General features: G+C 65.2%; 6 protein-coding genes. 5 read left to right on the top strand and 1 reads right to left on the bottom strand.

Translation table 11 applies throughout. The features are described 5' to 3' along the window. The first annotated feature begins 77 nt into the window (after window positions 1-77). The 5 genes from ACYQ6J_RS13305 to ACYQ6J_RS13285 all read left to right on the top strand — a co-directional run bounded on the left by ACYQ6J_RS13305 (window position 78) and on the right by ACYQ6J_RS13285 (window position 10,185). Window positions 78-2,006 (top strand): outer membrane protein assembly factor BamB family protein, encoded by a 1,929-nt coding sequence (locus ACYQ6J_RS13305; protein WP_460184670.1) that lies wholly within the window; start codon window positions 78-80, stop codon window positions 2,004-2,006. A 49-nt stretch (window positions 2,007-2,055) separates the two neighbouring features. After that, a complete protein-coding gene (gene nuoE, locus ACYQ6J_RS13300) occupies window positions 2,056-4,488 on the top strand; it encodes an NADH-quinone oxidoreductase subunit NuoE (protein ID WP_460184669.1) in 2,433 nt (810 codons plus the stop codon). Between the two features lie 90 nt (window positions 4,489-4,578). Beyond that, a complete protein-coding gene (locus ACYQ6J_RS13295; protein ID WP_460184668.1) occupies window positions 4,579-6,210 on the top strand; it encodes an FAD-dependent oxidoreductase in 1,632 nt (543 codons plus the stop codon). Window positions 6,211-6,370: 160 nt separating this feature from the next. Then, window positions 6,371-8,296: a hypothetical protein gene (locus ACYQ6J_RS13290; protein WP_460184667.1), complete on the top strand. Its 1,926-nt coding sequence runs from the start codon at window positions 6,371-6,373 to the stop codon at window positions 8,294-8,296. A 5-nt stretch (window positions 8,297-8,301) separates the two neighbouring features. Then, window positions 8,302-10,185, top strand: a complete 1,884-nt coding sequence (locus tag ACYQ6J_RS13285) for a GTPase domain-containing protein (RefSeq protein ID WP_460184666.1) — start codon at window positions 8,302-8,304, stop codon at window positions 10,183-10,185. Here the strand turns inward: ACYQ6J_RS13285 and ACYQ6J_RS13280 are convergent. After that, complete coding sequence (locus tag ACYQ6J_RS13280; RefSeq protein WP_460184665.1) at window positions 10,166-13,285, bottom strand: POTRA domain-containing protein; 3,120 nt, start codon at window positions 13,283-13,285, stop codon at window positions 10,166-10,168. The genes ACYQ6J_RS13285 and ACYQ6J_RS13280 overlap by 20 nt on opposite strands. Window positions 13,286-13,345: the final 60 nt, after the last annotated feature.

Below are 13,345 nucleotides of genomic sequence, written 5' to 3'. Positions count from 1 at the left end.
GACGACCGCTACGTTTCGGCGAGAGCAGCGTCGCACGGGTCGCGCGCTTGGTTGCGAAATTCGATGAGAGCAGCAATATGACGTCCGAAAAGGGAAGCAGGGAAGAACGGATCGGAGACGCCGCCACGGTTGATCTCCCGCCCGGTGATGGCGCGCCGCGGGAGGGATTCCTCGCCGCGTATCGCACGGCAGTCGTCTCGGGCGCCTTCTGCGCCGTGGCGGCGACCGTGCTCTTGCTTCACTACGCCGTTCGCCGCAATGTGGACCCCTTGGATCATCCCGAGTTCGCGGCCCTGCAAAAGCAAGCCGCTGCCGAACCGCGTAATGAAGCCCTCAAGCAGCGGGTGCGGGAACTGGATCTCCAACTGCGGCAGGCCTACTTTTGGGATCGGCGGTTTCGGGAGTGGGGCGCCTGGCTCTTGATCGGCGGCGGATTGACGTTTGTGGTGGCTGCCAAAATCGCGTCCTCCCTGCGGCGACCGTTGCCGCACCCTGCCGGTTCCGACCTGCTCGACGAACGGCACGAGCAAAACGCGGCCCGCGCCCGTTGCGCGGTGGGCGGCCTGGCCGCGCTGCTCCTGGTCTCGGGGCTTGTCCTGTGGTGGTTTGGTCGCGGCGTCGAAAGGCGATTGGCGGAGGGCGCGGCCCGCATCAACGACCAGGGGACGCAAGTCGCCGCCGCGGAGGGCGTCCGAACCTCCGCACCTGTCGAAACGGGGGGAATGCCTGCCCGCGGCACGACGACGCCGCAAGGCCCCGGCACCGCATCGCCGGGCGTCGCGCCAAGCCCCGCTGGCGCGGAGGACTGCGCCTCGCCCGAGGACTATGCCCGTTTTTGGTCGAGGTTTCGCGGACCGGAGGGTTCCGGCATCTCGGCCTACGACGACGTGCCGACGGAGTGGAACGGTGAGACGGGCGACAACATCGCCTGGAAATCCCCCGTCCCCCTGCCGGGAAACAATTCGCCCGTGGTTTGGGAGGACAAGGTCTTCGTGACGGGAGCGGACAACGATCGCCGCGCGGTCTATTGTTTCCAAGCCGCTACCGGCGAGAAACTGTGGGAGTGCGAAATTCCCGGCACGCCGGAGAGCACCGCCAAGCCGCCCAAGGTCTTGGCCGACACCGGTTTGGCCGCTCCCACCGTCGCCACGGACGGGCGGCGCGTGTACGCCGTCTTCGCCAACGGCGACATAGGGGCCGTCGATTTCGCAGGCAAGCTCGTTTGGCGCAAGAGTCTGGGCATTCCCGAGAATATCTACGGCCACGCGGCCTCGCTCTGCACCTACCGCGACCGAGTCATCGTGCAATTCGACCAGGGATCGCCGGACGACAACCTCTCGCGGTTGTACGCCTTCGACGGCAAGACCGGCGAAGCGGTTTGGGAGGTGTCCAGGGAAACCGCCAATTCCTGGACCACTCCCATCATCTTCCACGACGGCACCCGCGAGCAGTTGATTACCGTCGCCGACCCATTCGTGATTTCCTACAACCCCGCCGACGGCAAGGAATGGTGGCGATTCGAAGGGACTACCGGTGACTGCGGTCCGTCCCCCGTCTTCCACGGCGGATTGATCGCCGCCGGCGGCGAGTATTCGTATTACATGTACGGCATCCGCGCCGACGGCGAGGGGGACGTCACCAAAACGCATTTGGCTTGGGAACTGGAGGAAGGCCTGCCCGACACGTGCAGTCCTTTGGTCGTCGAGAACCGTTTGATCCTGGTTTCGGCTTCGGCCGTCATGACTTGTTACAATTGGGAGACGGGCGAAAAACTGTGGGAACACGAGTTTCCGGAGGATACGTTTACGTCCTCGCCGGGCTTGGCCGGAGGCAAAATCTATCTCTTCGCCCATGAGGGCAAGTGCTACGTGGGAACCGTGACCGATGAGGGTTTCCGGATCGAGCACGAAAACCCGCTAGGCGAGGAGTGCGTGACCAGTCCCGCCTTTCAACCCGGCGCCATTTTCATTCGGGGCAAGGACCACCTGATTCGGATCGGAAAATAGCCGCCGGTCCGGAACCCCGGTCGGCGAAAACACCGCGGAAGCCACCCTCGTGATCACAACGCACGCCAAGGATTCCATCGATCTCTCCGTGATCGACGAGATTCTGGAACGCCACGGCAAAGGGCCGGAGGCGACCATCGCCATCTTGCAGGCCGTTCAGTCTCACTTTCATTACTTGCCGCAAGAGGCGCTGGAATACGTGTGCTCGAAGACCGGCATCCCGGCCTCGCAATTGACGGGCGTGGCGACCTTCTACACACAGTTCCGGCATCGTCCCGTCGGCGAGCACATGATACACGTCTGCCGCGGGACCGCTTGTCACGTCAAAGGCGCCGATCAGATCATGGACGCCCTGACGCGGCATTTAGGGATCCGACCCGGCGAAGACACCGATCCCGAGCGACGCTTCACGGTGCAACCGGTGGCCTGCCTGGGCTGCTGTACGTTGGCGCCGGTGGTGCAAATCGACGAAGCGACCTACGGTCGCCTGACCCCGCACAAGGTGCCCCGCATCATCGCGGATTTCCTGGAACGATCGTCCAACGGTGCCGTCCCGCGGAACCTGCAATGGGTTCCTCCGGAAGAGGCCGAGGCGGAGATTCGCGTGGGCTTGGGTTCGTGCTGTCAGGCCCAGGGCAGCGGTCGGGTGTACGAGCGTCTGCGGGAATTGACGGCGGTCAATCGCACGCCGGCCGCAGTCAAACGGGTCGGTTGCGTGGGAATGTGCCACCAAACGCCGCTCGTGGAGATCGTCCCCCGTCGGGGCACGCCCAAACTGTACGCCAGGGTGCAACCGGAGGACGTCTCCGGCATCTTCGACTCGCACTTTCGCCCCCGCAATCCGCTGCGCCGCTTGCGATATCATGTCGCGCGGTGGTTGGACGCATTGGTGGGAGACGTGGACGAGGCGGTGGACCGGCACCGCATCGACGTCCGCGATCCGCCCGTGTGCGCCTTTCTGGGGCGCCAGTACCGCATCGCCATCGAGCACGGCGGCGAGACGGACCCCTTGGATCTGGACGAATACCTGAAGCACGACGGTTTTCGAGCGTCGCGCCGCGCGTGGCGCGAGATGTCTCCCCAGACCGTGATTGAGGAGATCGAGCGGAGCGGTTTGCGCGGTCGAGGCGGGGCGGGGTTCCCCACCGGGGCCAAGTGGCGGATCGCGGCAGGCGCCCCCGGCGAGATCAAATACGTCGTGTGCAACGGCGATGAAGGCGACCCCGGGGCCTTCATGGATCGCATGATCCTGGAGTCCTTCCCCTATCGCGTGATTGAGGGGATGCTGATCGCGGCCCGCGCGGTGGGAGCGACGCGCGGCCTGTTCTACATCCGCGCCGAGTATCCCTTGGCCGTCGCCCGCGTGCGAGAGGCCCTGCGCCGCTGCGAGGAGCGCGGCATCCTCAGCGCAAACGGCGGCGGCGAGTTTCAACTCCGTTTTACCGTCAACGAAGGGGCGGGGGCCTTCGTCTGCGGCGAGGAAACGGCCTTGCTGGCCTCCATCGAGGGCCGACGCGGCATGCCGCGGTTGCGACCGCCCTATCCGGCGGAGTCCGGTCTGAACGGTCGGCCTACCCTGGTCAACAACGTGGAGACGCTGGCCCTGATCCCGTGGATCCTCCGCAACGGCGCCGAAAAGTTCGCGGCCCTGGGCACGCCCGGCAGCAAGGGAACCAAAGTCTTCGCCTTGGCGGGCAAGGTGCAGCGCGGCGGACTGATCGAAGTACCGATGGGCGTCACGCTTCGTGAAATCATCGAGGAGATCGGCGGCGGCGCCCTGCCCGGACGGACGCTCAAGGCGGTGCAAGTCGGCGGACCGTCCGGCGGGTGCGTCCCCGTCTCGCTCTTCGACACCCCGGTGGACTACGAGGCCCTAACCGCGACCGGCGCCATCATGGGATCCGGCGGCCTGGTGGTCTTGGACGACTCCGACTGCATGGTCGATATCGCCCGGTATTTCCTCCGGTTCACGCAAGATCAATCGTGCGGCAAATGCACGCTGTGTCGGGTGGGTACGCGCCGCATGTTGGACATTTTGGATCGCATTTGCGAGGGCCGCGGACGCCCCGGCGACCTGGCCGCGCTGGAGAGCCTGTCTCACGCCGTGAGCGCCGGCAGCGTCTGTGGCCTGGGCAAGACCGCCCCCAATCCCGTCCTGACCACGCTGCGATACTTCCGAGACGAATACGAGGAGCATTTGCGGGGCCGATGTCCCGCCGGGAAATGCGCCCCGTTGATTCACTACCGGATCACCGACGAGTGCATCGGCTGTACGCTGTGCGCCCAGCAATGCCCGGTGAATGCCATCCCGCTCACGCCGTATCGCCAGCATCAAGTGTTGGACGAGCTTTGCACGCGGTGCGACACCTGCCGCGCGGCCTGTCCGGCGGGTGCGGTGGTGGTCGAGTCGGGCGGTGTGGAGATTCGCCGGGCGAGCGTGCTGCGGGAGGTGCAGGCGAGCGAGGCCGATTCGGCGTCCTAGCCGTCTCAGGCGGGTTGCGCGGGCGGCGATCCGCCCGTCGCGCGGCGCCGAGTCGTCCGATCTTGCGACCCGTTCCGTTGGGGAGTAGCCATGATTCGACTCACGATCGATGGGCAAGCCGTCGAGGTTCCGCCGGGGACGACCGTCCTGCAAGCCGCGCAAAAGTTGGGGATCGACATCCCCACGCTCTGCTACATGGAAGGTTTGCCGGTCCAGACCTCGTGCTTGGTGTGTATGGTCAAGGTCCGCGAACCGAACGGCCGAGAGAAGTTCGTACCGTCGTGCGGCACGCCCGCCGCGCCGGGCATGACGGTGGAGAGCGAGACGGACGAGGTGGCGGCCATGCGGCGGACCTCGCTGGAACTGCTCTTGAGCGATCACGTGGGCGATTGCTTGGCGCCCTGTCAGTTCGCGTGCCCCGCCCACATGGACATCCCCGACATGTTGCGGCAGATTCAGGCGGGCCGATTCGACGAGGCCGTTGTGACGATCAAGGAGGACATCGCGCTGCCCGCCGTGCTGGGCCGCGTCTGCCCCAAGCCCTGCGAAAAAGGTTGCCGCCGCGGATCGGCCGACGGCGCCGTGTCGGTGTGCGACCTCAAGCGCGTCGTGGCGGATTGGGACTTGGCCCGAGAGGACTTTTACATTCCCCCGTGCGAACCGGCCTCCGGCAAGCGCGTGGCGGTGGTGGGAGCGGGCCCGACGGGCCTGTCGGCCGCGTACTATTTGCGGCGACGCGGCCACGCCGTGGTGCTGTACGATCGCCAACCACGACCCGGCGGACGATTGCGCGGCGAATCCGGCGAGATCGACCCCGCCGATTTGCCCGAGGAGATTCTGGATCGGGAAATCGCCGCCGTCCTGGCCCTGGGAATCGAGTTTCGCGGTGAAGCGGTGCTGGGACCTTCGGCGGCCTCTAGCGGCGTTACGCTTTCCGCTTTGCAAGACGAATACGACGCCGTCCTGTTGTGCATCGGCGAGCAGAGCGCGGAGGTCTGGCGGAGTCTGGGATTGTCGACCGGGCCGCGCGGCGCCGCCGTGGAACGCGGCACCTTTCGCACGTCGCTCCCCGGCGTATTCGCGGCGGGCAACGCGATTCGCGGCCGAGGACTGGTGGTTCGCAGTTGCGCCGACGGCAAGGAGGCGGCGTATGCGCTGGACCGCTTCTTGAAGGAAGGGGCCGCCGCTCCGTGGCCCGAGACCTTCTCCGTCCGCATCGGAAAGCTCTCTCCCGACGAACTGGCGGAACTGCGATCGTTGGCCGCGGACGCCCCGCGGGAGGAACTGAAGGCGTCGATCGACGCACTCGACCTGCATGCGACCGCCGCGCAGGCCGGGCGGTGCCTCCATTGCGACTGCCGCGCCCTGCCGGGTTGCCGCCTGCGCCGCTACGCGGAGCGCTACGGCGCCGACCCCAACCGTTATAAAGGCGAGCGGGCCGTCTTGCGGTTGCAGTACAAAGACTCCAACGTGCTGTACGAACCGGGCAAGTGCATCGTTTGCGGTTTGTGCGTGGCGGTGACCGAGGCCGCCCGCGCCCCCTTGGGGCTGACCTTCGTCGGTCGCGGTTTCGACGTCCGCGTCGGGGTTCCCTTCCATCGTTCGCTGGAGGAGGCCCTGGGCAAACTGGCCGAGCAATGCGTCGCCGTCTGCCCCACCGGCGCGCTTTCTTTTCGTGAGGGAAAGACCCCCGCGAGCCTGCCGATCCTGCGGATCTCTTGACGCGTGGCGCCTGCCGCCGTCTCCCTACCGTCCGTGCATCCGCGGGGAGGACGGAACCGGTTAGCACGCTCGTATCGTTTGTTACGGCCCGTGCCCTTGCGGCGTACATAACGAGAAGTAGAGTTATAAAGTCACCGCTTTGGTCGGCGAGGATCTTTCCATGTCGCAAATAACCTCTACTCCGCAGCGCGATGTCCGCTTCGACGAACTCCGCCGCTGCCTGGGACTGCTCTTGCAGTCCGTTCCCGGTGTGTGCAAAGCGTTGGGAGACTCGTACTCTTGGAAGGGCCGGCAAGCCGTAAGCATGCGGTACGAATCGCTCGAATTCTGTCTCCGCCGGGACACGACGCCGCCTCTCGTGGCCGTCCTGATGGGGCCGACCGGAGCGGGCAAAAGCTCATGGTTCCGACTGTTGACCGGTGTGGACGTTCCGGCGGGCGGCGCCCTGCGTCCCATGACCCGGGGCTGTGCCGTGGCCGTTCCTCTCGAGTTGTGCGACGAGGTCTTCCTCAGAGGCATCTTTCCCGAATACGGCCTGGCGCGATTGGAAAGCCCCGACCAATTGCGCGAGCCTGCCTCCGACGCCCTCCTTTTCTATTACCCCGCTTCTTTGCCGGGAGAAGACCGGCAAGGGCTGCCGCTGATCCTGGCGGACGTCCCCGACTTCAACTCGGTGGAGTGCGCCAATTGGAAGTCGGCCGAGAAGATGCTGGCCCGCGCCGAGTTGGTCGTCTTCATGGTCTTCGGCGAGTCGTACTCCGATCATCGCACGGTCGAGATGCTGGCGCAATGCTGCCGCTCGGCGGCCAATCTGATCTACCTGTTCACCAAGACTTCACCCCAAGCCGCCGCGGAAATGCGTCGCCACTTGCTGCAACTGCTGGAGGCAAAGCCGGAATTGGGCTTTCACGCGACGCGGGCCGACGGTCGTACGCTGCTGCAATTCTTGGCCGACGCGATGTTCTATTGCAGTCCCCTAGCCGACCCGGGAACCGGTCCGCGACTGCAAGACGCGGTCCCGCTGGCGGACAATCAGCCGGGGTTGATTTCGTGGCTCCGCGGCCAGGACGGTCAACGACTCGTTTTTCGGGGCCTGCTGGAGACCGTCCGCGAAGCAACGCTTTCCGCGGAGGACTTGCTTATCACGGCCAAACGGAAAGGAAAGCAACTGGAGGACGACCTCACAACCTTCGACGAGCTGGTTCGGGATGCGGCGGAGTTCATCGCGCAGGGCATATTCCCGGCGGGCAGGCCCTTGGAATTGGCAATCGAGGAAGCCCGGCGGAACTCACCGTCCTTGGTGCAATACTTCGCCCGCGCGATGGGATACGTTTCGGGAACGGTAAAAGGCGCGGTAAAAGCGGCGAGCGAGATTATCTCGTCTTTGTTATCGCGTCAAGCCGCCGGGGATGCCCCGCCGACTCGCACGCTCGAGGAACTGGAAAAAGAGAAATTGAGAGACTCGCTGGAATTATTGATCGATCGGGTCCGCAGTCGTTTTCCCGGGGCGGCCACGCCGGGCGGGATGCTTTCGGCGGAACGCCTCGAGGCGATCCGCGACGATCTGCTGAAGCGGGAGCTTCCCAAGGTCGGCACGGACTGGGAAATCGAAGTTCGAGAAAAACTGGCAGCATGGTGCCGGCAGAACCGTTGGCTCGCGATGGCTTTGACCATCCTCCCGCCGACGTTGAATCTCACGAGCTTGGGGCTGATCGTGGCCGATCTGGGTCTGAGCGGCGGCCTGTTCGGCACGACCCTCGGCTCTCTCACGGGATTGGCCGCCTCCAACGCGGCGGCAGCCTGGTTGCTCAGGCACTTCACGAAACTCAAGTTGGGTGAGGTTGCGGAACAAGCGTATCGCCATTGGGCGAAGCAGCGGTCCGACGAGTTGGAGTTTTTCCTCCAGGAGAACTTCGCCAAAAAGTTGACGGAAGAATGGCGTAAGACGCTCAATCAAATAGAGAAGATGCCCATCGACGCTTGTTTGCAAGCCTGTGAAATCATCGAACAAGAGCTGCGAGTGAAAGCGGATAAGGGCGGTAACCGATCGGGATCGTCGCCGGTTCGGCAGTTCGCGGAGGGGTGAGAATTATGACGACGGAAACGATGAATTCGCCCGAGGCCGCCTTGATCGAACCGCTGCTGGAGGACGTCCGCGAATTGGCGGCCCTATGCCGGCCCTTTTTGTTCTGGTCGCCCGCCTACGAAATGAACGAACGTTTGAAGACGGCGCAGAACTTCGCCCACCGCGACGATGCGCCGGCTTTTGCCGCGGCGGTGCTGCTGGGGCCGACGGGGGCGGGCAAATCGACGCTTTTTAACGCCTTGATCCGCCGCGACGACGCCAGCCCCGTTTCCTCATCCGTGCGTTGTTTCACGGATCGACCTTACGTAGCGGCCGCGCCCGGCCTCAAGCCTCTGATCCACATTCCTGACGAACTGAATCCGCAATTCGTGGATGCCGATTTGGGCGAGGTGATCCTCTGCGATTTGCCGGACATCGACGGCGTGGTGCGGGAGCACTGGGAAACCGCCCGGCGACTCATCGAACAAAGCGACATCGTGGTGTACGTGACCTCGCCCGACAAGCGAGCCGACTTCCGCGTGCATGAGGAGGTCCGCCGTTGGGCCGTGCGCAAACGGTGGCTGTTCGTGCTCAATCGCGCCGACCAACTCGCCGAGGAAGAGCGGCAAAAGATCGTAGAGGATTGGGATCGGCGACTCCATGCGGCGGGTTTCCACCCCGACGCCTCGAGCCGTTTCTTGGTCTCGGCGGCCCAACCGCACCGTTTCGAGTTCGCGGAGTTCCGCCGAGCGCTGTTGGATCACGACTATCGCAGGGACCGGCAACGACTGCGGGGGGACGGGATTTGCGGTCACTTGCAGCACGCCGCCGCCGAAGAGATTCTGGAACCGCTTCGCGCCAAGGCGGCCGAACTGGCGCGTGCCGAGGATCGTTTGTCCGAAAAGGTCAGGGCCGCCTATCGCAAGGCGTGGACCCGCCGCCGGGCGGAGGACGCCTTCCGGCAAGCGGTGGCCCAGCAGGCTTGGCGATTGACGGCGGAGCGGACCTCGGCCTTCGCCTCCCTGACGGCCTGGCTGCGGACGCGATGGTACCACCTGACCGCCACCTATCGCCTGTTTCGCCTGGGATTCTACCGCTTTTCGCTGTGGGGTGCGGCGGCGGCTTCGTTGGACACGGTTCGCGCGCTGCTGACCGGCGTGTTGCCGCTGAAACGCATCCTCGAGGCGTTGGGGCCCGATTTGGAGGCCGACTTGGCCCAGGTCGCGAATGACGTCCGCCGCACGCTGGAGGATCACGAGTTGCCTGCCGCCACGGAACGGACGGAGAAGACGACGCCGACCCCGCCGACCGATGATCCATCCGCAGACGGCGCCGCCGACCGCCTGCTGAATTGGCTGACGCAGCGCTTGGGTCTGGAAGCGGGCGACTCGGAATTGCTGGACGAGCTACGGGCAAGCGTGGAGGAGACCGCGGAGGAGGTCGCCTCGCACGCGGTGCGGCCATGGGTCAACCTGGTCGCCAACGTCCTGCCGTTCGTGATCTTAGCAGACGCCTCCATTCGCATCGGACGCGCCTGGGTGGCGAGCGCTTGGTACGCAGGCGGTTCGGCCGAGTATCCCCCTCTGGCATTCTACGGACTGGCCGCCGGGCTATTGGCGGTCAGCGTTCTGCCCGGCTATTGGTTGATCGCTTCGCGAATCGCGGCCCAAGGGAGGCGGCTCAACCCTGCCGCGGCGTTTCACGTCGATTCCCCGGCGGTGCTGGAACCGCTGGCGGCACGGCGGCGGGAACTGGAGGAGTTGATCCGCAAGGCGGAGCATCTCCGCCGCAAGGCCGCACGGGTGCGCAAGATGATCTCGGCGGGACTGCCGGGTGCCGCGGCGGAGCAGGACCGCGCGGCGGACGCATCGCACGACGCGGCACTCCCCGCTATCGCAGAAAGCCGATGAAGAAGCTGAACACCTGCTCGTCGTCGGTCGGTTCCTTGCTGACCGGGAAGGCGAAGTCCAGGGCAATCGGGGCCGGCCCCATCGCCGGAATGACGATCCGCAGGCCGAAGCCCGGCGCCACGCGGTAGTTCTGGTCCCAGGAGTCGACGGTCCGCTCCACGGTGCCCGTATCGCAGAAGATCACGCCGCGGATCAGGTCGTCGGCGGTGATGGGGAAGATGTATTCAGCGGAGGCTAGGAACATCATGTGCCCGCCGACGGGGATACCCATCTCGTGCGGCGACGCCCCGCGGAAGTCGAAGCCGCGCAAGCTGGAGTATCCGCCCGCGAAATAGTGGTCGTAAATCGGCGTGTCGTTGCCCGTCACGTTGAAACGGGTGCTCAAGCCTAGGACGTGGCGTCCGGACCCGTCCGGGCGTTGGCTGAGCAGGAAATACTTCCGCAGATCGACCTCGGCGCGGGGATAGTCGTAGGTGCCGATGACCTGCTCGAACGAGACCTGGAACAGGTGGCCTTCAGTGGGCAGAAAGCTGTTGTCGCGGGTATCGTGCGTCAGGGCTACCTCGAAACCGTGCAGGATATTCGTGCCGACCACGTCCAAAAGGTCCTGCGGGGTGCCGAACGGCGTAACGATGGGATCACTGATTTTGATGTCCGCGCCGCGGTAGGCGATGGTCCCCGACAGGTCCGGCGTGAACTGATAGCCGAAGCCGATGCGACCGCCCAAACGCTGTTCGTCCCACTCGCGGTAATTACGGCGGTAGTAATAGCCGCTGACGCTGAGGCTGACGTTGCGATCGAGGAAATAGGGATCGGCGAAGCTCATGCTGTAGCGGTGGACCTGCGTGCCGGGGACGGCCTCCAAGCGGAAGCGCTGACCGGCGCCGCGCCAAGCCACGCCGTCCGCAATGTCGCGCCAACTGCGCGGCAGTCGGGCAATGTCGAAGTTCTGCTCTTCGATGAGCACCGTGCCCAGGAGGCCGGCATCGGAGTTCACGCCCACGCTGAAGAGCAACCGTCCGGTCCGCGTCTCGGTGACGATCGGCTCCAAGGGCAAGTCCAGCGGCGGTTCGGCGGAAGGCTCGCCGCCATCCCAATAGCCGTCCCATTGGCCGGGCGGCGGGCGATCCGGGAAGACGATCGGTTGGACGCCCGAGGGGGGCGGAATCGCGGTCGTGCCGCCCGACGGATAGACGGGTGCGCTCGACGGAGCCGTATATGCCGCATCCGCGCGATCCGGGGTGATTGCGCCCGCCGGATTGACCAGGCCGGGGGAACCCGCGACCGCTTCGGTCGTGGCGGAAGTCGGGATCGCCTCCGGGCGTTGGGGACTCCAACCGACGCCGCCGGGCGCCGCGTAAACGGCGGCTTGCGCGATGGGAGCGGAGTTTCCCGTTTGGGCCGGAGCGTCGTAAACCGCCGCCTCGGCGGCAGGCGTCTGTTCGTCCGGTTTGCGGCGGGGAACGATTCGGCCCAGCCAGGTGGGCGGCGCGGGCATGCTGCTTCCCGCCTCCGGTCCGTACTGTCCGCGATAGATCGTCGGTTCGGCGGTATTCGGCGTCTCTTCGCCGCCGGTCGGCACCACGCCCTCGCGCTGGGATTCGGGCGGCGGGGCGGTGCCCGGGCGAGCACCCGATCGCGGAGCACCCTGCTCGGCCAACACCGGTCGTTGGGCCGGGCGACCGGTGCCCGGGTCGGTGAGTTCCGGCGGACTGAACACGATCTTGGGTTGCACGCCCCGCGAGGGATCGACCTCGAAAATCTGCGCGGAGCGCAGGCGACGCTCGCTGTTGCGAAGTTCGCGCGTGTCCACGATGTCGGTCGGCGCCAACGACATGCGGTTCAGGACCGTGGTCAGCCGGGTATGGGGGAATTCCCCCTGAATCTTCACGTTGATGCGCCCGACCTGGTATTGGCGGCCCTCATCGATGCGATAGACCAGGTCCAGCATCCCCGGTTCCTCCAAAAACCGCGGATCGACCTCCACATCGGCGAAGACATGGCCGATCGCGCCGTACTTGTCTTGCAGTTTCGCGATATCCAGTTGCAATTTGTTCTGATCGAAATAGTCCCCGGACTTCAACTCCAGGACGCCTTGCAGTTTTTCCCGAGGGATCTTCTCGTTTCCGAAGAAGGCGATGTCGCGGATGCGATAGCGAGGCCCCTCGTCGATCACGAACGTGACGGTGACCCATTCCCGATTGGAGTCGAAGGGGTCGGGTCGCACTTCGATTTCGCGACCGACGCGTGCGCGGAAGAACCCCAGGCCGCGATAGTAGGCCGTCAGTCGCTGCACGTCGCCGTCCAGCGTTTCGCGGTTGAACAAGCCGCCGAGGAACCAGAACCATCCCGGTTTGGTTTGCACTTGCGTGCGGAGTCGGGCGTCGGAGGCGATGCTGTTGCCGACGAAGTCGGTCCAGCCGATGCGCTGACGGCGGCCTTCATTGATGAGAAAGATGGCGCCTCGGTCTTCCGGTTTGTTGCCCTCGATGATCGTCACCGAAGCGTCCGGAAAGCCCTTGTTGCGGTACAGTTCCAAGATGCGCCGCCGGGCCTCCTCCACCTGCCAATTGTCGAGGGGATCCCCGGCGTTCAACCCGGTCTCTTTGGTCAGACGCTTGGCGTCGAACGCCCGATTGCCGGCGTAGGTCACGTAGTGCAGCAGGGGGCGCGGCAGGACCTCGAAGACGACGAGCCTTCCGCCGTCTGCCTCGGGGGTGTACGTCTTGACGTCCAAGAACAGTCCGGTGCGGTGCAATCGCCGCACATCCTCTTCGATCAAATCGGGGTTGAAAGGTCGACCGGCGCGGGTCTTGATGGAAGGGAGGAACTTTTCGCGCGGAATCCCCTTGGCCCCCACGATTCGAACTTCGGTCACCAAAGTCTCGTTCCCGGGAACGACGGGGGCGGCGGCATCTACGGGCTGCGGCGGAATAGCCGCATCCTGCGCCGAGACCACGATGGGGGCCGTCATTACGACAGCCAGAGTCGCCAATCGCATGCCGCGGAGCACGGCGCAGCCCCATCGGCATGCGGTGGGTTCGCCTTTTCCGCCCGCGTCGGGACGCGTCGAAATGTTTGGATCGTGATTCGTTTGCACCGGATACGCGGCCTTCCCTGTTGTTCGTCGGGCGATACCGCATCGGAAACCTTGCCGGAG

It is taken from the genome of Thermopirellula anaerolimosa (genome assembly GCF_054657335.1).
The sequence above is the reverse complement of the archived record's forward strand: the minus strand, read 5'-3'. Positions and strand labels throughout refer to the sequence as shown.

Excerpts from the sequence above, each read along its gene's own strand:
- ACYQ6J_RS13285 (WP_460184666.1), top strand. The coding sequence starts at position 8,302 with ATGACGACGGAAACGATGAATTCGCCCGAGGCCGCCTTGATCGAACCG.
- ACYQ6J_RS13290 (WP_460184667.1), top strand. The coding sequence starts at position 6,371 with ATGTCGCAAATAACCTCTACTCCGCAGCGCGATGTCCGCTTCGACGAA.
- ACYQ6J_RS13305 (WP_460184670.1), top strand. The coding sequence starts at position 78 with ATGACGTCCGAAAAGGGAAGCAGGGAAGAACGGATCGGAGACGCCGCC.
- ACYQ6J_RS13295 (WP_460184668.1), top strand. The coding sequence starts at position 4,579 with ATGATTCGACTCACGATCGATGGGCAAGCCGTCGAGGTTCCGCCGGGG.